This window comes from Sulfitobacter sp. IGS-18 (assembly GCF_059628195.1).
In genome coordinates, this window is sequence record NZ_CM184556.1 from 3,673,053 (window position 1) to 3,699,967 (window position 26,915).

The following is a 26,915-nucleotide window of genomic DNA, read 5'->3' on the forward strand; positions in this document are numbered from 1 at the left end:
AGGTCTGATTTGCGGACCTGTCGTGTTTCCGATGTCACCGCAGTGGTGTACCCCCTGAGCACGGATGGTGCACAGGTTGTGCCTGCTGCTTTCCTACTCCGCAGCGACCGCGGTCGCGCCCTGATCCAGCCGCTTCAGGATCGCCTCCGCACAGTCGCGTCCGTCCTTGATGGCCCAGACAACAAGGCTCGCGCCGCGCACGATGTCACCCACCGCATAGACCCCGTCGAGCGCGGTCTGCCCGGACACGTAATCCGCCTTGATCGTCCCCCAGCGGTTCACCGGCAGATCGGCCTCGTCCCAGAGGGTTGGCAGGTCTTCGGGTTCGAACCCCAGCGCCATGATCACCAGATCGGCCTCTTCGACATAATCCGAACCCTCGATCAGCTCGGGCGCCTGGCGGCCTGTCGCGTCGGGCTGGCCCAGGCGCATCTTCTGCACCATCACGCCGGTCACCGGATCGCCGACAAAGCCCTTGGGCGCCGAGAGCCATTCGAAAACGACCCCCTCTTCCTCGGCATTGGCCACTTCGCGCTGGCTGCCCGGCATGTTGGCCCGGTCCCGGCGATAAAGACATTTGACCGAGGTCGCACCCTGCCGGATCGAGGTCCGCACACAATCCATCGCCGTGTCGCCACCGCCGATCACCACGACCTTCTTGCCGGAGGCATTCAGCCGCCCGTTGTCGAAATCCTCCACCGCATCGCCAAAGCTCTTGCGGTTGCTGGCGGTCAGGAAATCAATCGCCCGCTCCAGCCCGGGCACGCCACTGCCGGGCGCCTGAATTTCCCGCGTCTTGTAGACACCGGTGGCAATGATGACGGCATCATGCCTGTCCCGGATATCGGCAAAGGAGATGTCCACGCCGACATTGCAGTTCAGCTCGAAATTGACCCCGCCCTGCGCCAGCTGATCGTTGCGGCGCATCACCACGTCCTTTTCCAGCTTGAAGCCGGGGATGCCATAGGTCAGCAGCCCGCCTGCACGGTCATAACGGTCATAGACCGTCACCTGCACACCGGCCCGGCGCAGCACATCCGCCGCCGCCAGACCGCCGGGGCCTGCGCCGATGATGCCCACGCTCTCGGGGCGCTCCCTGCCCGGTTTGATCGGCTGGACCCAGCCTTCCTCCCAGGCGGTGTCCGTGATGTATTTCTCGACCGAGCCGATGGTGACGGTGCCATGGCCGGATTGCTCGATCACGCAATTGCCTTCGCACAGACGGTCCTGGGGGCAGATGCGGCCGCAGATTTCGGGAAAGGTGTTGGTCGCCTGGCTGACTTCATAAGCCTCCTGCAACCGCCCCTCGGCGGTCAGGCGCAGCCAGTCCGGGATATTGTTGTGCAGGGGGCAATGAGACTGGCAATAGGGCACGCCGCATTGGCTGCAGCGGCTGGATTGCTCCTTGGCCTTGGCATCCGCGTATTCTGCATAAATTTCGTTGAAATCTGTCCGGCGCAGATCGGGCGGACGTTTCTCGGGCATGTCCCGTTCGATATTCACGAATTTCAGCATCGGCTGCTCTGCCATGATCATGCCCTTCCAGAATTACTGCGAGACCTTCCCTCTATCCTAGCATAAATTGGAAATAAAGTCAGACATGCTGACCTATATATCAGTTTCTGAGCCCTGCTCGCGATTTTCTGGCAAATATCACCTCTAATTAGTTCCGATCCGGACCTAACCGTCAGTAACCCGCCCACAACGCAGCAATCGCACCCAGCCCGACAATGATTCGCCACCAGCCGAACAGCGCATAGCCATGCCTGCTCACGTAATCCAACAGCCAGCGCACCACGAGCACAGCCGCGATAAACGCCATTACAAAGCCAACGGCGATCTCGCCCATGGCCGAAGCATCCAACACGTCCCGATTCTTGTAAAGGTCATAGGCAAAGGCACCGGCCATGGTCGGCATCGACAAGAAGAACGAAAATTCTGCCGCTGCCCGCTTGCTGGCCCCCAGCATCAACGCGCCCACGATGGTGGCCCCTGAGCGCGAAGTGCCCGGAATCATGGCAAGGCATTGAATGAATCCGATTTTCAGTGCCATCGACAGGGGAAAGGCCATGGCATCCTCGTGCCGGGGTTCCGGCGCGATCCGGTCTACGAACAGCAGGACGATACCCCCCAGAACCAGCATGACCGCGATCAGCATCGGTGTCTCGAAAAGCACCGTCTTGATGAAATCATGGGCAATCACACCGATCACCACGGCAGGCAGAAAGGCCACCAGCACCGACAGGATGAACCGCCGCGCCGCCGGATCACTGGGTGCGGCGGCAAATACCGCCCACAGCCGCGCCGCATAAAGCGTCAGGATCGCCAATACCGCCCCGAGCTGTATCACCACCTCAAAGGTCTTGCCGGCGCTTTCGAATCCCAGAAAATGCCCGGCAAGCAAGAGATGGCCGGTGGAAGACACGGGAATGAACTCCGTCAACCCTTCCAGCAGGCCCAGAAAGGCCGCGACGATTGTGATATCCATCAGCTGTTGCGCAGATTGCGGGCGGAATCCTTGATCGCGTCATACTGGCCCGACGGGCGGAAGCGCCACAGGTAGTCAGGCAGGACAGATGCCATGGAGACCGGCTTGATCCCCAGATCGGCAAAGGTTTTAGCGCCGTCGGACACGACATTGTCCTTGGCAAGATTCCTGATCTGGTCGCGGGTGATCATCCGGTTGGTGAACAGCCCCAGCGTGATGGATTGCAGCAGGTCAAAACCTCCGGCCATGATCCGCGCGATCCAGTTCGGCAGGTTCAGAATCAGCCGGCGGCGGTGGATCACATCCAGCATCCGCCCCATCAGACCCCTGAAGGTATCGACCTCGGGCCCGCCCAGTTCGTAGATGCCGCCCTCCGCCTTGCCCATCACAGCCAACACGGCAGCCTGTGCGACATCGTCGACATAGACCGGCTGAAACCGAATGTCCTGGCCGACAACGGGCAATACCGGGCTGTTTCGCGCCATGCCCGCGAAACGGTTGAAAAAGTCATCCTCGGGCCCGAAAACAATCGACGGCCGCAGGATAACCGCATCGGGCATGTACTTCTGCACGGCCATTTCGCCTTCGCCCTTGCTGGCGGCATAATCGCTGGGCGCATCGGCATCCGCCCCAATGGCGGAAATCTGCACCATCCGCGCGACGCCTTCCTCGGCGGCAAGCCGGGCCACCCGCGCGGCACCTTCCGCCTGCACGGGATCGAACCTGTTACGGCCCTTTTCGACAAGGATGCCCACGCAGTTCACAACTGCCTCGGCCCCCTGCATCGCGGCGCGCACGGAGGCGTCATCGCGAATGTTGCACAGGACCGGCTCCACCTGTCCGACAACACCGTAGGGACGGACAAAGATGGCCTCATTGGGATTGCGCACAGCAACGCGGACGCGCCAGCCTGCCTTTGCCATGCGGCGCGCGATATAGCGCCCGATAAACCCGGAACCGCCGTAGATCGTAACCAGCCTGGACATGATAAAGCACCTCGCGCGATCAAATTCACGTAGCCGGTTTAACGATACCCCCATCCTCGGACAAGGCGCAATCACCAGCCACCCCCGGCAGAACCCCGCAAAGTTCAATTTCATGCCAGAATGCAATTGACACCCGCCCGTTGCCCCCTTACATGCAGCGCTCACGTGACCTGCCCAGGTGGCGGAATGGTAGACGCGCTAGCTTCAGGTGCTAGTACTGGCAACGGTGTGGAGGTTCGAGTCCTCTCCTGGGCACCAAATCCTCAGACAACATTCTGGTAGCACTCCGGTTTATTGCTCAAGCAGGGGCAGTCTGCCGCTTTGCCACCGCTTTCGCCCGGGGCACGGCGGCAGCATGGCCGATGGCCGATCCCCAAAGGAATCCGATCAGCCTGATTGCTGTTGCTGCGGCAAAAGACCCGAGAATCGCAGGATGAACGCCATGCACGCTGCCGATGTGGCTTGCCCCTGCTGTTTGTTGTCGCCGCGATCCTGCCGAAGGGAACGGACAGATATCGTCTTCTGACGCCTGTTGATCAACGCCTCGGTCAGGCGTTTGCACCCCGAGACCCCTGAAAATCCAAACCTTACAAAGAAGTAAGTTTCGCACAACTCCTGCGCGCCATGCCCTGCATATATGTAAGGCCACGGAACGCCAGAAACGATCTGGCGAGGTACCGGAGGTCTTATACGATGTCTGAAATCAGGGAAAATATCGTTCTTGTCTTGCAGGGCGGCGGTGCGCTGGGCGCTTATCAGGCGGGTGCCTACGAGGCGCTTGCGGCGGCGGGGCTGGGCCCGGACTGGGTTGCCGGCATTTCGATCGGTGCGATCAACGCCGCGCTGATCTGCGGGAATCCGCCCAAGGACCGTCTGGGTGCCCTCACCGGTTTCTGGGACCGGGTGACATCGCGGCTGAGCACGGCACCCATGTTGGCAGCGCCGTTTTCGCGCATGATCTACGGCGAGGCCGCTGCGATGAATGTCATGGCGACCGGCGTGCCGGGATTCTTCAAACCACGGTGGCCCGCCGCTTTCTTTCCGATTTCCGCCCATCCGGCGATCAGCGTCTATGACACCTCGCCATTGCGCGAAACGTTGCTCGAATTCGTCGACTTCGACTATCTCAATGCAAAAGGCCCGCGCCTGAGCGTGGGAACTGTCGACGTCGAAACAGCAAACTTTGCATATTTTGACAGCGCCAGGATGGAGATCAAGCCAGAGCACATCATGGCCAGCGGTGCCCTGCCACCGGGTTTCCCGCCTGTAGAGATTGACGGCCACTTCTACTGGGACGGGGGCCTGGTTTCGAACACCCCGTTACAATTCGTCATGGATAATCTGGGGTCCGGCGATCCGGCCCTGATTTTCCAAATCGACCTGTTCAGCGCAAGGGACGCGGTGCCGGCGACCATGTTGGACGTTGGCCAGCGTGAAAAGGATATCCGCTATTCCAGCCGCACCCGCCTGACCACGGACCGCTATCGTCAGCTGCACAACCTGCGCATGGCGGCGAACCGGCTTGCGGCGCGGCTCCCGAAGGAACTGAAAGACGACCCGGACCTGAAGACATTGCAGGCAACCGGGCCGGACTGCCCGATCACGCTGGTCGAGCTGATCCACCGCAAGCAGAGCTTTGAAGGCGGTGCCAAGGACTACGAATTCTCCCGGCTTTCGATGACGCAACACTGGAACGAAGGCCACGAGGACGTGGAGGTCACCCTGAATCACAAGACCTGGAAGGCACGCAAGATCGGCCAGGACGGTTTGCAGGTGTTCGACCTTGGTGCAGCTGAAACCACCAGCAAAGGAAAATCGAAATGAAAATCTCCGACGTCACCGCCCGGGCATTCTCCATGCCACTGACCAGCCCGTCGTATCCGCGCGGCCCCTACCGTTTCGTGAACCGTGAATTCCTGATCATCACCTACCGCACCGACATGGACGCCCTGCGCGCCGTGGTGCCCGAACCGCTTGAGATCACCGACCCGCTGGTCAAGTTCGAATTCATCCGGATGCCCGATTCAACCGGCTTTGGCGACTACACCGAATCCGGGCAGGTGATCCCGGTCAGCTACAAGGCCGAAAAGGGCGGATACGTGCACGGCATGTACCTGAATGACGATGCGCCCATCGCCGGGGGCCGCGAGATCTGGGGCTTTCCCAAGAAGCTGGCCGAACCCGCGCTGCGCGTCGAAAGCGAAACCCTGGTGGGCACGCTGGACATGGGGTCGGTACGGGTCGCCACCGGCACCATGGGTTACAAGCATCACGCGCTGGACCATGACGCGGTGATGCAAAGCCTGACCACGCCCAGCTTCCTTCTCAAGATCATCCCCCACGTCGATTGCACGCCACGCATCTGTGAACTGGTCCGCTACTACATGACCGACATCACGCTGAAAGGCGCATGGGAAGGTCCCGCAGCACTGGATTTGCACGCCCATGCACTCGCCCCCGTGGCCGACCTGCCGGTGCTTGAGGTCGTCAGCGCGGTGCATCTGGTGGCCGATCTGACACTGGGGCTGGGCGAGGTCGTGCACGACTACCTGACCGAATCCTGATCCCCGCAATCAACAAGAAAGGAGCGCTTCCGATGCTGGAGCACATTCAACCGACATCCCAAAACCTCATCGCTGTCAAAGCCATCGGCAAGATCGAGGACGCAGATTACAAGACCGTCCTGACCCCCGCCGTGGACAAGATGGTCGCAGAACAGGGCAAGGCGCGGCTGGTCCTTGAAATCGGCCCCGAATTCGAAGGCTTCACCGCCCATGCCGCTTTGGATGACGCGGCGCTGGGGCTCGAACACTGGTGCGATTTTGAAAAGATCGCCCTCGTGACCGATCACGCCTGGATCAAGGGCACGGTACGGGCCTTTGCCCCCTTCATGCCCGCCCAAGTGAAATTCTTTGACCTGACCCGGCGCGCAGAGGCGCTGGCCTGGGCCGCCAACTGAACAACTTGCAACCGAAAGGACTCAAATCATGAACCTCAAGGACAAAGTCTGCATCATCACCGGCGGTGCCAGCGGCATCGGCCTGCAAATCGCGAAACGCTATATCGCCGACGGCGCGCGTGTGGTGATCGCCGACCTGAAACTGGATGCGGCGCAAAAGACCGCCGATGACCTTACCAAGACCGGGCCCGGCAAGGCGATGGCCGTCGAAATGAACGTGACCGATGAGAAACAGGTCAACGATGGCGTGGCCAGGGTCGTCGAGGAATGGGGCGGGGTGGATGTGCTGGTGTCCAACGCGGGCATCCAGATCGTTCACCCGATCCAGGACTTTCCCTTCGACGAATGGAAAAAGCTGCTGTCGATCCACCTCGACGGCGCCTTCCTGACCTCCAGGGCCTGCATCCCGCATATGTACAAGAAAGGGTCCGGGTCGATCATCTTCATGGGCTCGGTCCATTCCAAGGAGGCCTCGGCGCTCAAGTCGGCCTATGTCACCGCGAAGCACGGCCTGCTCGGTCTCGCCCGGGTGATTGCCAAGGAAGGCGGCGACAAGGGCGTGCGCGCCAATGTGATCTGCCCCGGCTTCGTCAAGACACCGCTGGTGGAAAAGCAGATCCCCGAACAGGCGAGAGACCTTGGCATCTCCGAAGAGGAAGTCGTCAGCAAGGTCATGCTGGGCGAGACCGTGGATACCGAATTCACCACCGTCGAGGATGTGGCCGAGGTCGCCTGGATGTTCGCGGCCTTCGAAACCAACGCCCTGACCGGTCAGTCGCTGAACGTCAGCCATGGCTGGTCGATGACCTGAACCGGTCAACACCCATCCCGGGGCCGGCATCGCAAGCCGACCTCCGGCATCAACCAGGAACCCAGGAAAACCGAAAGGAAATCAAATGTCTGAACTTGTTGTAATCGGGTATGAAACACCTGAACAGGCCGAAGCCGCGCGCAAAGAGCTTTTCGGCATGTCGAAAGAGTATCTCGTCGATGTGGCCGATGCCGTTGTCGCGACGGCGGACAGTGACGGCCATGTCAAACTCAACCAAATGGTGAACATGTGGACGGTCGGGGCCACGGGCGGCGCATTCTGGGGCGTCCTGATCGGGTTTTTGTTCTTCAACCCGCTTCTGGGTCTCGCTGTGGGTGCCGGGGCCGGGGCGTTGTCCGGCGCATTGACCGACTATGGGCTCAACGATGACTTCATGAAAGACGTCGCCCATGTGCTCAAACCCGGCCAGGCCGCGCTGTTCATGATGATGCGCACCGAAGCCTCCGACAAGGTGATCACCCGGCTTGGGATGAAGGGCGGGCATATCCTGCGCACCAACCTCGACACCAGCGCCGAAGACCATCTGCGCCGCGCCTTCAACAAGGCGCATGCCGAAATCCACAAGGATCAAAGCGCAGCAGCATGACCTGTTGCTGACTTGATCACGCGGCGGCAGGCCGACAAACCCTGCCGCCGCCAACATTCATCCGAAAGCCTGCCACATGACGAATTTCAAACTGATCGGACTTGCCATTGCCGCCGTGATCGCCGGGGGTGGCCTGTATTGGTGGTACCAGAACGGGCTGATCTACCCCAGCACCGACGATGCCTATCTGCGGGCCAATATCCTGACCATAGCGCCGCAGGTTTCCGGGCGTGTGACCGAGGTTTCCACCGGCGAGAACAATTATGTCAGGGCAGGCGATCTGATCTTCAAACTCGATACCGCGCAGTTGCAGGCCGCTGTTGAAACAGCGCAGGCCAATTATGACCAGGCGCGGCGCAATGCAGGCTCCACCAGTGCCGATGTCCTCGGCGCCCAGGCGCGTGTGGCAGGCGCGCAGACGGCACGGGATGAAGCCCAGACCAGTTATGACCGGCAGAAAACCCTGTTTGAAAAGGGCGACGTATCACAGGCCGCGCTAGACCAGGCATCCACCGCACTGGATCAGGCCACCGCGACACTTCAGGCAGCGCAATCGGCACTTGCAGCAGCGCGTTCGCAGGCCGGTGAGCCGGGTGACAGAAATGCGGTGGTGCGCGCGGCCCTGGGGCAGCTGACACAAGCGCAGATCGCACTGGACCATGCAACGGTGACGGCACCTGTCGACGGCTGGGTGGCAAATATTACGCTTCGGCCCGGACAGGTGGTGGCAGCCGGACAACCGCTGTTTTCCATCGTTGAGGATGGCCACTGGTGGGTCGACGGTAACTTCAAGGAAACGGACCTCATGCGCATCCGTCCCGGTCAGCCGGTTTCGATTTCCATCGACATGTATCCGGACACCAGGCTGAGCGGTAAGATCGAGAGCATCGGCGCAGGATCCGGCGCGGTCTTTTCCCTGTTGCCGCCTGAAAACGCGACCGGGAACTGGGTCAAGGTGACCCAACGGTTCCCGGTGCGCATTTCGCTGGAGGACAAACCCGGGAATCCTGCGGTTCAATTGCGGGTCGGTGCAAGTGTCACCGCAACTGTCGATACCTCTGCCGACGAAGCCGGACAATGAGCACCTCGGACATCTCTACGCCTGTGCAGGCGGCACGCTGGCCGATCATCCTCGCGGTGGTCCTGACTGCTGTGCTGGAGGTTCTGGACAGCACCATCGTGAACGTCGCCCTGCCGCATATGAAGGCGGCATTCGGCATCACCAACGACCAGACTGTCTGGATCCTTACCAGCTATATCGTGGCCTCCGTCGTGGTCATGCCGCTGACCGGTTTCTTCGTGCGCATGTTCGGTCGCAGGCGGCTGATCACCACGGCGATCCTTGGGTTCATGACCTTCTCCGGTCTTTGCGGGCTGTCGCAAAGCGTCGAGATGATCGTGTTCTGCCGCCTGGGCCAGGGGCTTTTCGGCGCCTTCCTGATCCCGTTGTCGCAATCGATCCTCTTCGACAATTTCCCGCGCGAGAAACGCGGCCAGGCCATGGCGCTGTTTGGCCTGGGCGTGGTGGTCGCCCCGGTCCTGGGCCCGACGCTGGGGGCCATCCTGACCGAAACTTTCTCCTGGCGTGCGGTGTTCTATGTGAACCTGCCGATTGCCGCCTTCGCGCTGCTGATGTTGTCAGGCGAGCTGAAAAAGGAAGACACCAGGCACGTCCGGATTGACTGGATCGGGCTGGGGTTGATGGTCTTTGCCATCGGCGCCTTGCAACTGATGCTGGATCAGGGGCAATCCCGCGACTGGTTCGCGTCGCCGCTGATCCAGATCTGTGCCTTTGTCGCCGCGTTTTCCGGTGCGTTCTTCTTTGTTCGGGGCTGGGGCCTGAAGACAAACATCATCGACTTTTCCCTGCTCAGGGACCGCAGCTTTGCCGGGGCGAACATGGCGATCATGGGCTTCGGTGTGGCGATGTTCGGCACCATTGCCGTGCTGCCGCTGTTCGTGCAGGGGTTGCTGGGCTATCCGGTCCTTGATGCCGGTTATCTCTTCATGCCGCGCGGGCTGGCGGCCGGGTTCTCCATGGTTTTCACCGGGGCGGTGCTGGTCAACCGCTTTGATCCCCGTCTTCTGGTGGCAGCCGGGCTGGTGTTGACGGGATACGGCAACCTGATGCTGGGTTCGGTGAACCTGAACGCCGGCTTCTGGGATCTGGCGACACCGGGGGTCGTGGCCGGGCTCGGGATGGGCCTGTTCTTTGTGCCCATGTCCACGCTCGCATTCCAGAACATCGGACCCGACAAGCAGGACGAAGCATCCGGCATCTATGGCGTGACCCGGTCGCTGGGATCTTCCATCGGGATCGCCATCATCGGTTGGCAGGTCGCGGCGCGAACCCAGCTACATTGGGCCACGCTGAGCGCGGGGATCACGCCTTTCAACCCCAACGTCCTGTCCTGGCTTGCCCCTCTTGGACTGGATGTAAATTCCCAGATGGGCGCAGCGCAGCTTTCGGGACAGGTCATGGCGCAGGCCAGCATGCTGGCCTTTCAGGACGCCTTCACGCTGACAGGCTGGGCTGCATTCCTGATGTTGCCGGTCATCCTGATCATGCAGAGGCCCAGGGCGGGCGCGGCAAGCGCCCCGGTGCATTGAAGGATAGGATGGCAACCGCGCCTGACTGACGCCTTGCAGGCGCACCGGCAGGATCAGCGCGCCGACCGGGGAAACTGAACGGAAAGCCGCAGCCCGGGCGCGTTGTCAGATAAGGTGATCCGCGCGCCATGGCGATCCGCCACGCTTTTCACCAACGTAAGCCCCAGGCCGTTGCCCGGTGTGCTGCGGGATAACTCGGCGCGATAGAAAGCGTCAAAAACCCGGGCGCGATCCGCTTCGGGAATGCCGGGGCCCGTGTCGCTGACCTCAAGGATCGGCCCCGCCGGGTCGTCCAGAAGGGCGAGACAAATGCAATTGCCCGGCGGCCCGTGATTGACCGCGTTCTGCAGCAGGTTCGCCAACATCTGGGTCAGCATGCCCAGGTCACCCCGCTGGAACAGGGTGTCCCCTTCGGGCAGGACCAGCTTGAACGACTGGCCGCTTTCCTCGGCGACCACTTCGAAGGTCTCTGCAAGGTCTTTCACGAGGGCAACAAGATCGACGTCATCGCGCAATCGCGCACCATGGCCTGCATCAATGCGTGAGATCCGCAGAATGGCTTCGAACACGGCGTTGAGGTTGGATAATTCGGCCTGAACGTCTTCCAAAGCGGCCTGCGGTGCCTCTCCCCTCTCCGCGGCATCAAATGCCCTCTCCACGCTCAGCACCGCGCGGCCCAGGGGGCGTTTGAGATCATGTGCGATGGAGGTGGCGCTGGCCTGGGTTTCGAACAGGAGCGTGGACACACGCTCAAGCTGGCCATTCATGGTCTGTGCAACTCTGTCGATCTGATCGTTGGCTGTGGTAACGGGCAGGCGTATGGCTGTATCGCCATCGGCAAACCGCCGCAAAGCCCTGCCCATGTGCTCCAGTTTTATCTGGATGGCCCTGCTGGCAAAATACCCCAAAGCCACAAAACAGGCCGCGAGGAAACTGCCGATGATCATCAAGGTCCGGATGAAGATCGCCTCGATCCGGACAAGCGGTGTCAGATCTTCGCCAACGACAAAGGTATGCGTGCCGATCTTGACCGACTGCAAATAATATTCACTGGATTGACCGCTGTCCTCCTCGGGAACGATGGACCGGACATGCCAGCTTTGCGGGGCGATCCTGAGCTTGAATGCACCACCAATGACGTCGCCGGACTCGCGGTATACGCTGAGCAAGCGGCTCGCCGGATCCTGCCAGTCGGCCATATGCTGGACTCGTTCGGCAACAGCGGCATCGCCACCTTGTGCATAGAGGTTCTGAAATATCCCGATCACCGGTTGTGCCCAGTTCCGCGCGTGTTCGTATTGCGCCTGTTGCAGGTAGCGGTATCCGACAATGCCGGTCAGTACGAAGACAGTCAGAAGTGTCGAGGTCGCATAGACCGTGACGCGAAACGCGCCGCCAGTGAAGATGTTACCGCGGTCCATGCATCGAATATCCCGCATTGCGAATGGTATGGATCAACGCGGTGTCAAAAGGTTTGTCCACCTTGGACCGCAGCCTGCTCATATGTGTTTCCACAACGCTGGTGTTGGGATCGAAATTGAAGTTCCAGACCTTCTCAAGCAGCATCGTGCGCGTCACCACACGACCGGAATTGCGCATCAGGATTTCCAGCATGGCGAATTCCTTGGCCTGCAGTTCAATGTTCTGATCCTGCCTTCGGGCTGTTCGGGTCAGCAGATCGAGAGTCAGGTCATGGACGACAAGTTCCGTCTGGGCCGCATGATCGGTTCTGCGCCGGGTCAGCGACATGACCCGCGCCATCAGTTCCGAGAAATGAAACGGTTTTGCGAGGTAATCATCGGCCCCCGATTGCAAGCCCTCTACCCGGCTGTCGACATCACCAAGCGCGGTCAACATGAGCACAGGCAGGGATTTTCCCGCAGCCCGCATTGCCTTGAGCGCGGACAGGCCATCCATGCCCGGCATCATCCTGTCCAGCACGGCAACGTCGCATTCATTGTACAAAAGATAACTCAACGCATCGCGCCCATCGGTCACGTGGTCGACGCTGTGGCCGTTTTCTTCTATCCCGGCAATCACGAATTTCGCAATCTCGGCGTCGTCCTCTGCCAGCAATATCTTCATGGCGGTCCCTTACCCAGCCGCAACCGGTTTCGGCTGACAGATCATGTTCATCCCCCGATCATCGGGGCAGTCGGGCAGATAAACAAGACTGCGGGGCCTTTCTGACAAAAAAGTAAGATTGGCACAAAGCTGGAGGCGAACCACGGTCGTATCTGGTCAGCTAACCATCCCGAAACCAGTGGAAAGCAAGGATCACTAAAGATGGCGACCGATATTTCAGCGCTGCACAAATCTGAAATCGCGAGAATGCGAAACCGGTTCCGCGCCGTCGGACTGGTTTTTGCCGTGCTCGGGACGCTGGCGATTGTCCTGCCTTCCGTCGCGACCGTGCTGGTCGAGGAATTTATCGCCTGGCTGATGCTGCTCTGGGGGCTGGCGGGTCTGCTGTTCGCGCAGTCTTTCAAGGCCTTTTCCGAATGGCGGATCGTCGCTGTCGGATTTGCAGTGGTTGCAGGCAGCGGATTGTTATTTGTCCTGGTTCCGGGCTGGGGCGCATCCTTCATCACCGCGATCCTCGTCGGTGTTTTTATCCTTGAGGGGGTGTTGTCCGTCCTGCTGGGGCTCAGGATGAGCGGTCAGCTCGAGAAATGGCAATGGATCGTGGCAAGTGGTGCCTGTTCCTTCATTCTGGGCATCGTCATCATGCTGCAATGGCCTTCGACAGCCCGATGGGTCCTCGGCTTTCTCACCGGGCTGAACTTTTTCGCCACAGGCATTGCCATGCTTCTCGTGTCCAGGGCGACCCTGACCCGAATTTCCCGGTGATGCTGCTTTCGTTTCACTGTCTCTGATCCCCTTTGCAATGCGGTCAGCAGCCAGGGTCAGGCGCCGAAGGCCAGCGTCAGTTTTTCTCCGAAGGTTGCAAAAACCAGACCGGCCATGCCGATGCTCAACCCCAGGGGAAACCGTCCGTGTTCACGCAGGCTGCGCCAGCGGGTTTGTTTCCTGTCCGCCAGCCGCCGCATGACCATCAGCCCCAGAACGCCCAGCACAATTCCAACCGAAAACAGCAATCCAAAGACCGGCAGTGCCGCTGTCGGGATCAGCAATGTCAGCGCCGCCATCAGTTTCACGTCACCGCCGCCCATCAACCGCGCAGCAAACAGCGCCAGCCCCGCCCCGAACACGGCCAGCGCCGCCAGCAACCGCCACAGGATTTCAGACAGGGGTTCCGTCAGCGGCAGGCTGACGAGTGCAACAACCAGGAACAATCCCACCAGCACGTTGGGAATGCGCATCAGTCGCAGATCGTAAAGGATAACCGCGATCAGCAAGGGCGCCACCAGCCAGGCCACCGGGATCTCCATATTCGCCAGCGCCGTCATTCGAGAAGCCCCTGCGGATCATTCACCAGCGCGATCAGATCGACCTGACCGCCGGTCTGGGTTTTGGAGTAGATATTGCGCAGATGTGTCCGCACCGTCGGAACCGACAGGCGTAGCGTTTCGCCGATTTCCTTTGCCTTTTTCCCGGTCACCAGCAACTGGCAGACCCGCTGTTCCGCCCGGCTCAGACCGCAGGGATTGTTGCTGCTCAATATGCTGGAGGCGGCAGCCTGTGTCACCGATGCACGGCTCCGGGTGTTTGACAGGATTATTCTGGTAATCAGCCCCGGCGCGCGCAGGGTCCATGCTTCGGCCAGCGCCATCGCAAGCAGCGTTACCGGCACTTCCGGGCTGGTGACAGGTACGGCGTCGTACATGATCTCGAACACATCCAGCTGACCGGGTTGATCTGCGAGAACCACAAGAGCGACATCAAGGATATTCTTGCGCGCATCCCATTCGGCAGCTGCGTCGCTTTGGGCAAAGCCCGCCTCCTGTCTGAGCTCGCTCAGCGTCAGGATCGTTCCTGGCACAATTGACGCGGTCCGGGTGGCGCGCAGGTATTTTGTCAGGGTGCCCATGCTCTTTTCCGGGCCAGATACCTCACCCTGTCGTGCGGATGCCGCGATGTGTATGGCCCGGTCATCCTTGTAGCGATAAAAAGAAATGTTTCGGGCCGAGAGCAGGCGCGTGAGAACGTCGATCACATCACCAAGAGGCGCGTTCCCTGAAATCGCCGCGTGCCAATCGTTGAGCAGTCCGAAACTGCAGGCAATCCGAATTTGCGTATCCGTCGCGCCGTGAAAAGGGACGAGATCGGTTCGGTCCTTGACGTTATACCTGTGCATTGCGGTCTCCGGCATTTGTCCCCCGACCTGACGTTAGACGGGGTGTTTGCCCCATCGACCATCAGAATGTGGCGAAAATTGGGAAGGTGTGCCCGTAAAAGTCGGCTATTCTGCTGCTTATATAGTATCGTGGTTTCCTTGCACCGCAGGCCCCTATTGGAACGCGAAATCACCCCATTCTGGGCAGAACAGCCCCGAAATGGCCTTGAACACTCATCGTCCTGAACGATGTGTTAACCAATAAGCTTGGGTAAATATCCTTTCATCGACGGCCCAAATGGACCGCGGGCCATAATGATTTCGGCCAGTTTCGGCCACTTTTAAAGGAACCAAGTAGATGACGAATACCCTGAAAAAACTGATCGCCCGGCTGCAAAGCTGTGACGAAGGCGCGACCCTTGTTGAATACGGTATTGCACTGGGCATCGCCGTCAGCGTCGGTGCTGGCGCCCTGCTGACACTGGGTGGCGACGTGAACACCAAGTTCAGCGACGCCAAGGATGCCCTGAATCAGCCAGCTGAGGCAGATTAACTACGTTAGGTTTCCTGCCTGAACTCACTGTTGAGGCGCGCCAATCACAGCCGGTTTCGGCCAAGGATTGGCGCGGCTCCCCCTTCCGTAAGGAATGTTTAACGATTTAACGAAGGTGCCTCCCAATGACTCCGGCTGCGACACTCCAACGCTTTCGCAAGAACGAGCACGGGGGCGTACTTTTGCTTTGGGCCGTTTGCGTCGTCATGATTCTGGGCTTCTTCGGCCTGATCTTTGACGTGGGCCGCCTGGCGGCAACCCAATCCGAACTGCAATCCTATGCTGACAGCGTCAGCCTTGCCGCAGCCGCAGAGCTTGATGGAAAAGCCGATTCGATTGCCCGTGCCACTTCAGCCGCTTCCAGCCTGATCAGCGATTCGCAGACCTTTGGCGACGGCGCACGCGCGTTGGATTTCGCAAATGACGTGACGCTGGTGTTCTACAAACCCGGCTCAGACGGCAAGTTCCAGCGCTCAGCCGCGCTCGAAACCACCAACAGCTATGCCGCCCGCTTTGTCGAAGCCCGTATCCGCGACCGTGATGTCAGGGCCGCCGTTACAGCCGCCTTCAGCTCCCTCACCGGTGAAGAAACACCCGACAGCAGCGCATCCGCCAGCGGGGTCGCGGGATTTTCGCTTGAGGCCTGCAACGTGGCCCCTGTCGCCATGTGCCTGCCCGCCGTCGATTTCGACGCCGCCTCCAACATCGGCAAGACACTGGAGGTCAAGCTGGACGTGAACGTCAGCCGCCTGATCCCCGGCCAGCTCAGAGCGGTGCACACTTTGACTGATTCCCTCGACGGGCTGCAAATCTGTGCGGGCCTCCTGGGCAAGAGCCTTGCCGCTTGCCTGCTGGCCGCGCGTCAGCCTGAAACAGCCTGTGCCGGTGGCGGTGGCCTGCATATCACCGCCGATGTTTCCGCCAATGATCTGGCCGATGCTATCAACACACGGTTCGACAAGTTCAGCGGTATCGCGTCGGGTTTCCAGAACAACCCCAACTTCAGCGCCGCGCCCAATGTGCTGACCGGTCTGCTGAACGCAGCCGGGCTCTGCCTGCCGGTGGGCAACCTGCTTGGCCTTGGCAATGACGACATCGGCCTTCCGACCGACGATTGCCTTGCCACGGGCGGGTGTTCAGTGCAGGGAAACGGGGTCTGGGATGCCGGGCGCACCGCCTATATCGAAGCGCATTACGGCGGCGAAGACCCCCATCCGGAGGCGCAGACGCGGTTTGAGTTCTACCAGGCTGAAATCGAAGCTGCCATTGAAATGGAAGGCACACCCCTGCTGGGTGCTGTCGGCGGCCTGTTGGGTGGCATCGCATCCGAGCCCCGCATGTGCGCCCCCCAAGCAAACAAGGACATCAAACGCCGTTTGATGGTTGTGGCAGGCATTGATTGCCTGTCGGCAGAGCTGGATGCCGCCGTGACCGTGCCACCGGTGCAGCAATTCTTTGAGGTCTTCGCCCTTGGTCCTGCCGAAAACGGATTGCTCAACGTAGAAATTACCGCCTGCCTTGGTGGAAACTGCGGTGGCGGGAACCTGGATACCGAAGTTGTCGATGTGGTGAGGTTGGTTGAATGATCCGCAGCCTCCACAGCTTCTGGCGCGATGAAAACGGTGCGGCGCTGGTCGAATTCGCGATACTGCTGCCTACATTGTTCCTGTTCGTCGGCCTCTGTGTCGAGGGCACGCGCACCTATTGGTCCTACCAGACCACGATCACCGGCGTGCGCGACGCAACCCGCTATCTCAGTCGGGTCGTGGATCATGACGTGTGCCGGAACGGCGGCTCGATCAGTGTCTGGGACGACAAGCTGACCGAGATCGTGCGCACCAGCCAGTCGGGCGAAGGCATGTTTCCCCGCGCCGTTTCGATCAGCGGTGTCAGCGCCAGCCTGAGCTGTCAGAATTCCGGCTTTCGGGGTGGCATCACTGGCGTGGCCACCGTCAGCGCCAGCCTGCAGATCGGCGTGCCCTTCGCCTCGCTGTTCAAACTGGCGGGCATCACCGCGAAATCCGTCAATGCACAGGTCACGGACAGCACAAGGATCCTGGGCCTGTGAGACTGCTTGCCCGGATAAATCTGCCCCGGTTCGCCCGCGAAGAGGAGGGCGCGACGCTGGTCGAATTCGCCGTGGTGCTGAGCATCTTCATCTTCATGATTTTCGCATTGATCGACTTTGCCCGCCTGGGGTTTTCCAACGTGATGGCGGAAAAGGCGACCGAGAAAGCGGTGCGGATGGCCGTTGTGCGCGCGCCCGCCTGCCCGGATGTGCCACGGGTCAATCAGCGCGGGCTGGTCGGCGTCGTGTCGCTGGACCTGCCCAACGGGACCTCCTGCACCGCCCGCACCGGTCTGTGCCAGGATGTCGGCACCATTTCCTGCAATGGCTCGCTGGACAATCCGACCGCGCAGTTGATCTGGAGCCGGGTCAGACCGCTGCTGCCCAACACCGCAAAGCCTGAAAACCTGCGCTTCAGCTACACTTATGATCGCAGCCTCAACCGCGTTGCGGCGGCCTATACGCCGATTGTCACTGTCGAACTGGCCTCGCTTCGGTTCGATTTCATTTCGCCCCTCGGCGCGCTGGCGGATTTCGCCAGCAATTCCAGCGGCAGCACGCTGGGGGAAGGGTTCACCTTTCCCGCCATGAGCGCATCCCTGCCCGCAGAATCCATCAACTAGGAATCCTCCCATGACCATCGCCCATCATGACATCGAACAACAGGTTGCAGCCGCCGTCGCGGAGCAGAGCAGCCTGGGACATGCGCATCGCACGAAGGTCATCATCGCCGTTCAGACCCCCGAGCTGGGCCAGAACCTGAGCGATGAGATGGGGCAGGATCCAGGCGTGGACGGAACAATTGTGCAGGGGGATCTGGCTTCCGTGCTTCGGTCCGTTGAAATGGATCTGGGCAAGATCGACATCATCGCCTTTGAGGTCAGCGACGACCCGGAGGCGGATATTGCCGGCCTGGCAAGAATGCAGGACATCCTTACGGTGCCGCAGTTCATCGCCGTATCCACCCGCGCATTGGCGGACGACACCCGGGCGGCGCTGAAAGACGCCAGTGTGCAGGATCTGCTGGTGATGAAACTGCAGCAAACCGATCCGGCAGCCGAACCGGAGCCGCAGGCGGCAGCCCCCGCACCCGAAACACCGGCAATCGCGCCGACTGCTTCTGCCCCGGCCGAAACCGAAACGACCCCTCACATGATCGCAAAGGGCCACGGTGACGTGACCGTCATGTTGCGGGCGCGCGGGGGGGCGGGCGCATCAACCATCGCGGTCAACCTCGCAGCATCCCTCGCCAAGGGCAGCGAAGCAGGCAAGACCGCATTGGTTGATCTGGATATTCAGAACGGTGCCATCGCCCTGATGCTGGACCTGCCAGATTCCGAAGAAGCGACCCGATTTGTCCAAGGCAATGCCACGCCTGACGCCGCCTTCCTGGACAAGGCGATGGTGCGCCACGCAAGTGGGGTCGATGTGCTGACCGCGCCCGATATCTTTGCGCCGCTATCGGCAATCGCCCCCGAGGACATGATCACCCTGATGAGCGCGCTCAAGTCCCGTTATGATCATGTCATCATCGACATGCCGCAAACGATTGTCGACTGGATGGATCCGGTTCTGGCCAACGCATCCCGCGTTCTGGTGGTTGCGGACATGTCCCTGCCCTCGGTCAAGCGGACGCGTCGGCTGATCAACCTGATCGCCGAAGAACATATGACCCTGCCGATCAAGGTTGTGATGAATTTTGAGAAAAAGCCGCTGGTCACCAGCGAAGCACAAAAGGAAGCGGCGCAGCTGATCGGTCGCCCGCTGCTCTATTGGATACCCACCGATGCCCGCGCGGCCAAGCGCGCCATTGACCTTGGCACGCCACTGATCACCAGCGCCAAACGCTCCGCACCGGCAAAGGCGATGGCAGGCCTGCACAAAACGCTCTTTGCCGCCACCCGGAAAGGATAAGCAGATGTTCAAATCCTTCAACGCCTCCTCCAGGCCCACCAAGGCAACACTGCCTTCCGCCGCACCGGCATCGCGCCAACCGCGCCCCGAGCCCGAGGAACGGCCCGTGGCAAGACCGGTTGCGGACCCGAACAACGGCTTGAAAACCGAACTTCACACCTTGCTGCTGGAGCAGTTGAACCTGACCGTATTGGATAAGGTCAGCAAATCCGATCTGCGGCACGAAATCTCCGGTCTTTCCGCGCAGTTCCTGCAGGACCGGGGCCAGCAGATGCCATCCGCCGCCTTCCAGGCGCTGATGGATGAACTGCTGGACGAAGTGCTGGGCCTGGGCCCGCTGGAGCCGCTGCTGGCAGACCCCACGATCAGCGATATTCTCGTCAACGGCACCGACAAGGTCTTTGTCGAACGGCGCGGTCTGCTGGAACGGACGGATGTGCATTTCCGGGACGAGCGCCACCTGCTGCGGATCATTGACAAGATCGTATCAAGCGTGGGTCGCCGCATCGACGAAAGCCAGCCCTGGGTTGATGCCCGTCTTGAGGATGGCAGCCGCGTGAACGCGATCATCCGCCCCTGCGCCATCGACGGGCCAAGCCTGTCGATCCGCAAGTTCTCCCGCACCCCGCTGCACATGGACAAGCTGCTGGAGCATGGTGCGCTGTCCAAACCCGCAGCGCTGTTCCTGGAAGCCGCCGTGAAGGGCCGCATGAATATCCTGATCTCGGGCGGCACCGGATCGGGCAAGACAACGATGCTGAATGCATTGTCCGCGTTCATCGACCCGCGCCACCGGATGGTGACCATCGAAGACGCGGCCGAACTGCAATTGCAGCAGGAACATGTCGTCCGCCTTGAAACCCGCCCGGCAAATGCCGAAGGCACGGGCCGCATCACCCAGCGGGATCTGCTGATCAACGCGCTGCGGATGCGCCCGGACCGGATCATGGTCGGCGAGGTCCGCGGCAATGAAGCCTTTGACATGTTGCAGGCGATGAACACGGGCCATGACGGGTCGATGACCACGATCCACGCCAACACCGCCCGCGATGCGATCAGCCGGTTGGAACAGATGGTCACCATGGTCGGCGGCGATTTTCCGATGCAGGCGGTCCGGTCGCAGATTGCTGCCGGCCTGCAGCTGGTCTTGCAGCTGAACCGCCTGTCGGACGGGCGCCGCAAGGTCACCAGCATCTCGGAGATTGTCGGCCTCGAAGGCGACACCGTGATGATGCAGGATATTTTCGTTTTCAAGAAGATGGGTGTCGATGACGACGGCAATGTCAAAGGCCGGATGATGGCGACAGGTGTCCGCCCCCGCTGCTTTGAGGCGCTGATGTCTTCCGGTGTCAAACTGGCGACCGATGCCTTTTCGATGATGGACGAGGTGGCATGATGCCCATCGACAGCTCTCTGACGCTGATCTGGTATCTGGCCGGTGCAGGCATCCTGCTGCTGGCAATCGTGGCGTTCAGGATGATCTTTGCCCCAGAGAATGCACAGGAGCGGACCGCGGCAAAGCGACTGAAAAAGATGCGTCCCAGGACAGGCCATGGCATCGCCGAGGCCATGGTTCGCAAACAAAGCCGGCGGCCCACCGGCCGGTCCATTCCGCTGATCGGTGATCCGGCCCTTCTGGTGCGCCGCGCGGGGCTGGAAGGCAAGGAGCCCCTTATCCTGGTCGCAATCGCGGTGCTGGCCCTGGGGCTGGGCTTTGCACTGTCACTGCGGTTGAGCGCAGTTGTGGCCTATCCCGCCGGGATCATCGCCTCGGTGTTCATGGTGAAATCCTTTCTGCAGAAACGCCATGCGAAACGGGTCGACGCCCTGACCCACCAATTGCCCGATGCGCTTGACCTGATGATGCGCGGGCTGCGGATTGGCCATCCGGTCAGCGCCACCATCGCCAATGTCGGACGGACCATGCCGGACCCGATTGGTGCCGAATTCCGTCAATTGGCCGAACAGGTCAGCCATGGCGATTACCTGACCGATGCTTTCACCGATCTCGCGGATCGCGTGGGCCAGGAGGATGTCGAATATCTGGCCGTTTCGATCCGCATACAGCACGGCACGGGCGGCAACCTGGCCGATATGCTGGGCACGCTTGCCAAGGTCGTCCGCGACCGCATCGTGATGCGGCGCCGCGTCAAGGCGATCTCTTCCGAGGGGCGCATGTCGGCCTATGTGCTCTCTGCGCTGCCTGTGCTGATCTACGGTATCACATCCTACACGGCACCGGACTACTATGGCGCAATCAGTGACGACCCGATGTACCAGCCCATCGCCATAACCATCATTGCCCTTGTCCTGGCCAATTTTCTGGCACTGCGCAAACTCGTAACCTTCAAGATTTAGGGCATCTCATGCTGACTGCATCCACCCTCACCGACGCCACCCTGTATGGGTCACCGCAGACGCTGATCATGCTCGCCGCACTCGGGGGGTTTGCGATGCTGTTGTTTGCCGCCTATGGCCTGATCCAGACCCGCGATCATTCAGCGGCGCGGATGCGCAGCCTGTCCGCAGCCATGAACGAAGGCAAATCAACCCTGACCAAAGGCAAGGAATCCGCCCCGCGCGGGCTGAAAAAGGCACTGATACCCGAAGATCCCTCCGAACGGGCGCAAATCCGGTTTCAGCTTGCCAAGGTCGGCTTCGAGCGTGCGGATTCAGTCGAGATTTTCTTCTTTGTGCGGCTGTGCCTTGCCCTGGCTCCGCCGGTCGCCGTCTTTGCCGCGATCTTTCTGGCGCAGGGCGGCCTGTTGCCCCCGTTGCTCGCCGACAAGATCGAAGCGACCTCGAAACTCCGGCTTTTGCAGGTTGCCGCCATCGGGGCGGGTGTCGGTTTCTATGGGCCGGGCATGTGGCTCTATTCCCGGATCAAGGCCCGGAAGGACAAGATCTCCAAGGCTTTCCCCAACGCTCTGGACCTGGTGCAGATCTCGGTCGAGGCGGGGCTGGGTTTTGACGCTGCGATCAACCGTGTCGGCAACGAGTTGGGGGGCGTGGCCCCGGAGATTGCCTATGAATTTCTGCTGCTCCAACTTGAGATTCAGGCCGGGCGGGACCGGGAAAGCGCCCTGTTCGACATGGCCGAACGGATGGGCATTGACGAGGCGCGCTCCTTTGCCCTGGTGATCGCGCAATCCCTGCAATTCGGCACCAGCCTGACGACTGCGCTCAAGACATATGCCATCGAGATGCGCCAGATGCGCGAACTGGCGGCGCAGGAGAAAGCCAACAAGCTTCCTGTCCAGATGTCCGGAGTGATGTCGGTGCTGATGCTGCCGGCGCTGTTTCTGATCACCCTGACACCGATCATCATCCGCTACATGGCGATCTACTGATCGTTCAATACAGACCGTCGATGGCCGGGGCGCTTTCCGGGGAAAACCCTATTTCATCCCGTCGCGCGCGATGAAACGTGCAAGATCCAGGATCAGCTGCCCCCGCGCTGCGGCGATGGCCCCCGGTCCACCGGCCGGATCGAAAGCCACGCTCAGGTCGAACAACCCGGAGCGTTCCCGCCCGCCGTCCAGCACGGCGACGAAATATTGCCCCGACGCGCGGAATGATCCCGAAGACATGGCCACCAGATCGGCAAAACGCACCTCAAGCCGTGCATCGGGAAAGGCCTGGAAGGGCCAGGGTTCCGATGCGATGCGGCGCCCCGTCATCCGGGCAAGGTTCTGGCTCAGCTCCAGCGCGATCGCGCGCTCCGGCGCATCGGCCCAAAGGACATCAGAGGAGCTTGTGAGCGTCCCGTCTGCGGCCTGAACAGCGATTTCATCGGATGCCGCATAGCTGGGCAAAGAGACATCGCGCACTTCGACAGAGGCAAAGGCAATGCGCTCACTTTGCGTCACGGCAGGGGTATTGACCGCAAAGCGGGTCGCGTTGCCACCACAGGCTGCCAGGATCAGGATCAGGCCGAAGCCCAGTGCGCGTTTTACAAATACCATCTGTTATCTTCCCAGCAAAAGAGAATTGGGGTTACGTTCAATCGCCCGCGCCAGCGAGGTCAGCGCATCGGCAGCCTTTTGAATGTCGCGCAACGTATCCTGGGCCGTGCGGCTCAGTTGATCGCCCTTGTCATAGCCCTGGATGGTCCGGCTGGCCTGGGCAAACAACCCTGTCAGCCGTTCCATGATCTGCGGCAGGTCCCGTGCCGTCACTGCGATATTGTCCGCTGCATTCCGTGCGGAGGCCAATGTCTGGTTCACATTGTTGATCGCCCCGCCTTCACGCAGCTCTTGCAAGGTATAGTTGACCTCGTCCAGCGCCCGCTTCAACGATCCCGGCAGCGCCTTGGCGTCTTCGGTACCGATCAGCTCATCCGCCGTCCGCGTCAGGGTTGTCAGCTCGGACAGCAGTTCTTCGACTTCCAGAGACTCGGCCTTGTTCGCAACCGCCTCGAACCGGGCAATCAGCTGCGGCACACCGGCCACGGAAGAATTGACCGCATCGGTTGCCTTGGCCGCATCATCCAGAACCTTGCTGATCTTGGCGGAAATCTCCGGCAGGTCGTTCGTTGCCGATGCGACATTGGCGGCGGCCTGACGGGCAGAGGCAAGCGTCTGGTTCAGATCACGAACCGCACCGCCGTCACGCAGCTCCTTCAAGGTCGCGTTCACCTGGTCCACCGCATCTTTCAGGGCAACAGGCAGCGCTGCGGCTTCTTCCGATCCGATAACAGCCTCTGCCGTATCGACCAATGCGGTCACTTCGGTGATCAGTTCCTCTACCTTCAGCGCTTCGGCCTTCTGTGCCACGGCACGAATGTCGTTGATCAGGTCGGGAACCCCTTCAATCGACGTGGAAACCGAATCCGCGGTATCGGCAACCGTGTCGATGGCAGCGACCAGCTTGGCCGACAGCTGCTGTTCCTCCAGCTCGGCAATCAGAGTCTCGATCCGCTTGAGAGTTGCGTTCAGGGCCACCGGAATATTGCGCACGTCTTCAGAAGCGACAAGGCCCTGAATTTCGGCCAGCAGGTTGCGTACATCCTGCGGTGTTTCGCGCAGGGCCTGATCGGAAACCAGCGCCTCGGCAGAGTCGAGGAAGGTGATCGCAGAATTCAGCAACTCCTCGATCGGCAGGCTGTTGATGCGGTTGAACACCCCTTCAACCGTCGCAGCGGCATCCGACACTTCACTTTCGGTGGTCGGCATCTGCGGCGACATCCCGTTTTCGCTGACAAGCTGCGCTTCGGTTGCGTCCGGCACATCAACGAATTCGATCTTGAGCCCGCCGGTCAGCAGGCTTGCCGACGCAAGCCGCGCCCGCAGGCCGGTGGCCACACGCTCTTTGAGGAAGGCCAGAGCGGTTTGCGCCGTCACCTCCCCGGGCAGGCCCAGTCGCGCCGGCTGGACCGAGATATTCACGCTCAGACGAACCCGGCTGTCGCCATAGACATCGTAGTCCACGACACCTGACAAGGCTTCAACCTCGCCAATTTTGAGGCCCGACATTTCAACCGGCGCCCCAACGGCAAGGCCGGATATATTGTCCTCAAAGACCACGCTCAGTTTCAGCGGATCAACCTCGGACGCATTGAAAAGTGAATTGCGCGCGGATTCCTTATCCGGGTAAATCTCGAACACGGACCCATCCTGCACCCGGCCGCCGCCAGAGACGAAAGTGTCGAAAGTGACGCCGCCGCCAACAAGGGTCGCCAGCGAAGAAAAGTCGATCTCGGCGCCTGAGGGGCCGATGTTCACACTGAACCCGGAGGCATCCCAGAACCGCGTATTTTCATTCACAAGTGATCTGTGTTCTTCGAATATCAGCGCCTCGACGATGGCGTAATTGCCGCGCGGAGCAATCTTGGCACGTCCGACGCGACCAACTTCGATCCCCTTGAACAGGATCGGGGCGTTGTCGGTCAGCTGGCCATTGGCCACGGTGCGAAAGGCAATTTCAAGCCCCGCCTGGCCCGACCGGATCAGCGGCGGCTCTGCCGCGCCGACAAACCGTTCCGTCGACGTACCGATCTGGTCATCCCATGACCCTTCGATATGCACGCCGCTCAGCACCGTGGACAGCCCGGTAATGCCCTGGGCCGTCACCTCGGGCTGGACAATCCAGAACACCGAGGAGCTGTCGATATAGGGTGCCACGTCCTTGTCCACACGGATGGAGGCGACCACTTTTCCCAGACCTTCGGTAAAGCCGACGTTTTCGACTTTGCCCACCGTGATGTCGCGGTATTTCAGCTCTGTTTCGCCTGCCTTGATACCTGCGCCGTTCTCGAACTCGACAATGATCAGCGGACCACGGGAATTGTAGGATTGCCAGGCAACACCCAGTGCAACCACCAATGCCAGGATCGGCAGGATCCAGATAAAGGACGCACCGCTGAAAAAAACCTTGCGCACAGGTGATACCGATACATCCGGCAACTCGTCATTCATCGCGTCCTGGACCCCCATCCTTGACTTGCGCATCCCAGATCAAACGGGAATCGAAAGCTTGCGCTGACAGCATCGTGAAAATCACCGACAATGCAAAAAATATGCTCGCCGGGCCGGGATTTATGGACGCCAGTGTCTTGAGTTGCACCAATGCGGACATAATCGCAACGACAAAAATGTCGATCATCGACCAGCGACCGATGTATTCGACCACCTCATACATCATCTGCCGGCGGTTCATGCTGATCCGGGAACCGGCCTTGATGCTGATCGCAAGATAGGCCACCGCCCAGAATTTCCCCAGCGGGATAAAGACGGAGGCAAAGATGATGATCGCCGCGATTCCGAAGTTGCCGTAATGCGCCAGTTCGACCGCGCCGCCGATGATGGTGCTGTCCTCCTCCTGAAACAGGGTGCGGGTTTTCAGCATCGGAAAGATGTTGGCGGGGATGTAGCACATGAACCCGATCACCCACAGCGCCCAGACGCGGCTCAGGCTTTGGGAATCGCGCGACACCAGCTTGTGACCGCAACGACCGCATGTGCTGGCCGAAACCGGCCAGACCTTTGCGCATCGTGTGCAGGCAACAAGGTTCAGGTCCTTGGCGCTGACGACGTTCTGGGGTTTTCCAGTGAGTTCCATACAGACCATTTACACATAAAGCTGTCCTGCGCGATGACAAGCACAACGAGGATGCCGAACATCCAGAAAGCGGGGCCAAATCCGACATGGGCCAGATCCGAAACCTTGACCAGCGCAACCGCACAGCCGATCGCGAAAATCTCTGCCATGGACCAAGGGCGCAGTGCCTCTGACAGGCGGAACGCCTGCATGGCATGCGGGGCCGGGTCGCGGTCCAGCACCACGGGCACAAGGACATAAAGCGTGAGGCAGGCGCGCAGCAGCGGCACGATGATGATCAGCCCCGCCGTTGCCAGCGACAGAAAGATCATCGGTCCACCGGAAAAGGCCAGCGCCGCATCCAGCACCGAAACCGCATTTTGCGTGCCCGCCGCATCAATCGACAGAAAGGGAAACACGGCCGCCCCGATGATAAGAACCAGGACCGCAAGCGCGACGGCAATAATGCGCAGCCCGGCGTTCTTCCTGGGCGCAATCAATACCTTATGGCATCGCTGGCACTGCGCACGCTCTCCCACGCGCGGCCGTTTGAGGTGATAGACGGCGTCGCATTGCGGACAAACAATCAGTTCGTCCAGCGGCGTGCGCGTCATGGGTTCGACTGTGTCCTTCATAAGCGATTG

The 26,915-nt window shown here is 60.6% G+C and carries 27 protein-coding genes and 1 tRNA gene; 17 read left to right on the forward strand and 11 right to left on the reverse strand.

Translation table 11 applies throughout. The features are described 5' to 3' along the window. Positions 1-93 precede the first annotated feature (93 nt). The 3 genes from ACWNZ3_RS17850 to ACWNZ3_RS17860 all read right to left on the reverse strand — a co-directional run bounded on the left by ACWNZ3_RS17850 (position 94) and on the right by ACWNZ3_RS17860 (position 3,474). Entirely contained in the window at positions 94-1,530 is a 1,437-nt protein-coding gene (locus tag ACWNZ3_RS17850; RefSeq protein ID WP_496900746.1) for an NAD(P)-dependent oxidoreductase, read from the reverse strand. Positions 1,531-1,687: 157 nt separating this feature from the next. Further along, entirely contained in the window at positions 1,688-2,488 is an 801-nt protein-coding gene (locus ACWNZ3_RS17855) for an undecaprenyl-diphosphate phosphatase (protein WP_274573626.1), read from the reverse strand. Beyond that, on the reverse strand, positions 2,488-3,474 hold the full coding sequence (locus ACWNZ3_RS17860) for a complex I NDUFA9 subunit family protein (RefSeq protein ID WP_496900747.1): 987 nt from the start codon (positions 3,472-3,474) through the stop codon (positions 2,488-2,490). Before ACWNZ3_RS17860 ends, ACWNZ3_RS17855 begins: the two co-directional genes overlap by 1 nt. 172 nt (positions 3,475-3,646) lie before the next feature. Here ACWNZ3_RS17860 and ACWNZ3_RS17865 point away from each other — a divergent pair. From ACWNZ3_RS17865 to ACWNZ3_RS17900, 8 genes are all read left to right on the forward strand, one after another. Next, positions 3,647-3,732 (forward strand) — tRNA-Leu (locus ACWNZ3_RS17865). 435 nt (positions 3,733-4,167) lie between these two features. Continuing rightward, positions 4,168-5,298, forward strand: a complete 1,131-nt coding sequence (locus ACWNZ3_RS17870) for a DUF3734 domain-containing protein (RefSeq protein ID WP_496900748.1) — start codon at positions 4,168-4,170, stop codon at positions 5,296-5,298. After that, entirely contained in the window at positions 5,295-6,038 is a 744-nt protein-coding gene (locus ACWNZ3_RS17875) for an acetoacetate decarboxylase (RefSeq protein ID WP_496900749.1), read from the forward strand. Before ACWNZ3_RS17870 ends, ACWNZ3_RS17875 begins: the two co-directional genes overlap by 4 nt. A 32-nt stretch (positions 6,039-6,070) precedes the next feature. Continuing rightward, positions 6,071-6,433: a SpoIIAA family protein gene (locus ACWNZ3_RS17880; protein ID WP_269362530.1), complete on the forward strand. Its 363-nt coding sequence runs from the start codon at positions 6,071-6,073 to the stop codon at positions 6,431-6,433. Between the two features lie 28 nt (positions 6,434-6,461). Next, on the forward strand, positions 6,462-7,244 hold the full coding sequence (locus tag ACWNZ3_RS17885; protein WP_496900750.1) for a 3-hydroxybutyrate dehydrogenase: 783 nt from the start codon (positions 6,462-6,464) through the stop codon (positions 7,242-7,244). A gap of 85 nt (positions 7,245-7,329) precedes the next feature. Further along, positions 7,330-7,851 carry a DUF1269 domain-containing protein gene (locus ACWNZ3_RS17890; protein WP_269362526.1) on the forward strand — a complete coding sequence of 174 codons (522 nt, stop codon included), beginning with the start codon at positions 7,330-7,332 and terminating at the stop codon, positions 7,849-7,851. A 76-nt stretch (positions 7,852-7,927) separates the two neighbouring features. Next, a complete protein-coding gene (locus ACWNZ3_RS17895; RefSeq protein ID WP_496900751.1) occupies positions 7,928-8,932 on the forward strand; it encodes an HlyD family secretion protein in 1,005 nt (334 codons plus the stop codon). Next, positions 8,929-10,461, forward strand: a complete 1,533-nt coding sequence (locus ACWNZ3_RS17900) for a DHA2 family efflux MFS transporter permease subunit (RefSeq protein WP_496900752.1) — start codon at positions 8,929-8,931, stop codon at positions 10,459-10,461. Before ACWNZ3_RS17895 ends, ACWNZ3_RS17900 begins: the two co-directional genes overlap by 4 nt. A 53-nt stretch (positions 10,462-10,514) precedes the next feature. Here ACWNZ3_RS17900 and ACWNZ3_RS17905 read toward each other — a convergent pair whose 3' ends face one another. Then, the gene (locus tag ACWNZ3_RS17905) at positions 10,515-11,882 is read right to left on the reverse strand and encodes a sensor histidine kinase (RefSeq protein ID WP_496900753.1); all 1,368 of its coding nucleotides are present in this window, start codon (positions 11,880-11,882) and stop codon (positions 10,515-10,517) included. Beyond that, positions 11,869-12,546 (reverse strand): response regulator transcription factor, encoded by a 678-nt coding sequence (locus ACWNZ3_RS17910; RefSeq protein ID WP_496900754.1) that lies wholly within the window; start codon positions 12,544-12,546, stop codon positions 11,869-11,871. Before ACWNZ3_RS17910 ends, ACWNZ3_RS17905 begins: the two co-directional genes overlap by 14 nt. A 201-nt stretch (positions 12,547-12,747) precedes the next feature. Between ACWNZ3_RS17910 and ACWNZ3_RS17915 the strand changes: the two genes are divergently transcribed. After that, a complete protein-coding gene (locus ACWNZ3_RS17915) occupies positions 12,748-13,311 on the forward strand; it encodes an HdeD family acid-resistance protein (RefSeq protein WP_496900755.1) in 564 nt (187 codons plus the stop codon). A 56-nt stretch (positions 13,312-13,367) separates the two neighbouring features. On the opposite strand, the gene ACWNZ3_RS17920 is transcribed toward ACWNZ3_RS17915, so the two are convergent. After that, positions 13,368-13,871, reverse strand: a complete 504-nt coding sequence (locus ACWNZ3_RS17920; RefSeq protein WP_496900756.1) for an A24 family peptidase — start codon at positions 13,869-13,871, stop codon at positions 13,368-13,370. Beyond that, positions 13,868-14,452, reverse strand: a complete 585-nt coding sequence (locus ACWNZ3_RS17925; RefSeq protein WP_269362512.1) for a helix-turn-helix transcriptional regulator — start codon at positions 14,450-14,452, stop codon at positions 13,868-13,870. Before ACWNZ3_RS17925 ends, ACWNZ3_RS17920 begins: the two co-directional genes overlap by 4 nt. A gap of 604 nt (positions 14,453-15,056) precedes the next feature. On the opposite strand from ACWNZ3_RS17925, the gene ACWNZ3_RS17930 reads away from it, so the two are divergent. From ACWNZ3_RS17930 to ACWNZ3_RS17965, 8 genes are all read left to right on the forward strand, one after another. Then, positions 15,057-15,251, forward strand: a complete 195-nt coding sequence (locus ACWNZ3_RS17930; protein WP_269362510.1) for a Flp family type IVb pilin — start codon at positions 15,057-15,059, stop codon at positions 15,249-15,251. 125 nt (positions 15,252-15,376) lie between these two features. Next, complete coding sequence (locus ACWNZ3_RS17935; RefSeq protein ID WP_496900757.1) at positions 15,377-16,837, forward strand: pilus assembly protein TadG-related protein; 1,461 nt, start codon at positions 15,377-15,379, stop codon at positions 16,835-16,837. After that, on the forward strand, positions 16,834-17,319 hold the full coding sequence (locus ACWNZ3_RS17940; protein ID WP_496900758.1) for a TadE/TadG family type IV pilus assembly protein: 486 nt from the start codon (positions 16,834-16,836) through the stop codon (positions 17,317-17,319). Before ACWNZ3_RS17935 ends, ACWNZ3_RS17940 begins: the two co-directional genes overlap by 4 nt. Next, a complete protein-coding gene (locus ACWNZ3_RS17945) occupies positions 17,316-17,942 on the forward strand; it encodes a TadE/TadG family type IV pilus assembly protein (protein ID WP_274573615.1) in 627 nt (208 codons plus the stop codon). The genes ACWNZ3_RS17940 and ACWNZ3_RS17945 overlap by 4 nt, the downstream gene beginning before the upstream one ends. Positions 17,943-17,952: 10 nt before the next feature. Then, positions 17,953-19,233 (forward strand): CpaE/TadZ family protein, encoded by a 1,281-nt coding sequence (locus ACWNZ3_RS17950; RefSeq protein ID WP_496900759.1) that lies wholly within the window; start codon positions 17,953-17,955, stop codon positions 19,231-19,233. A gap of 4 nt (positions 19,234-19,237) precedes the next feature. After that, positions 19,238-20,629, forward strand: a complete 1,392-nt coding sequence (locus tag ACWNZ3_RS17955; protein WP_496900760.1) for a TadA family conjugal transfer-associated ATPase — start codon at positions 19,238-19,240, stop codon at positions 20,627-20,629. Further along, a complete protein-coding gene (locus tag ACWNZ3_RS17960; protein WP_496900761.1) occupies positions 20,626-21,591 on the forward strand; it encodes a type II secretion system F family protein in 966 nt (321 codons plus the stop codon). The genes ACWNZ3_RS17955 and ACWNZ3_RS17960 overlap by 4 nt, the downstream gene beginning before the upstream one ends. 8 nt (positions 21,592-21,599) lie before the next feature. Beyond that, complete coding sequence (locus ACWNZ3_RS17965; protein WP_496900762.1) at positions 21,600-22,583, forward strand: type II secretion system F family protein; 984 nt, start codon at positions 21,600-21,602, stop codon at positions 22,581-22,583. Positions 22,584-22,631: 48 nt separating this feature from the next. On the opposite strand, the gene ACWNZ3_RS17970 is transcribed toward ACWNZ3_RS17965, so the two are convergent. From ACWNZ3_RS17970 to ACWNZ3_RS17985, 4 genes are read right to left on the reverse strand one after another with little or no spacing between them, the layout of a single operon-like run. Beyond that, on the reverse strand, positions 22,632-23,198 hold the full coding sequence (locus ACWNZ3_RS17970) for a PqiC family protein (RefSeq protein WP_269362498.1): 567 nt from the start codon (positions 23,196-23,198) through the stop codon (positions 22,632-22,634). A 3-nt stretch (positions 23,199-23,201) separates the two neighbouring features. Then, the gene (locus tag ACWNZ3_RS17975) at positions 23,202-25,649 is read right to left on the reverse strand and encodes a PqiB family protein (RefSeq protein ID WP_496900763.1); all 2,448 of its coding nucleotides are present in this window, start codon (positions 25,647-25,649) and stop codon (positions 23,202-23,204) included. Next, on the reverse strand, positions 25,642-26,301 hold the full coding sequence (locus ACWNZ3_RS17980; RefSeq protein WP_269362494.1) for a paraquat-inducible protein A: 660 nt from the start codon (positions 26,299-26,301) through the stop codon (positions 25,642-25,644). Before ACWNZ3_RS17980 ends, ACWNZ3_RS17975 begins: the two co-directional genes overlap by 8 nt. Continuing rightward, the gene (locus tag ACWNZ3_RS17985) at positions 26,244-26,906 is read right to left on the reverse strand and encodes a paraquat-inducible protein A (protein ID WP_269362493.1); all 663 of its coding nucleotides are present in this window, start codon (positions 26,904-26,906) and stop codon (positions 26,244-26,246) included. Before ACWNZ3_RS17985 ends, ACWNZ3_RS17980 begins: the two co-directional genes overlap by 58 nt. Positions 26,907-26,915 lie beyond the last annotated feature (9 nt).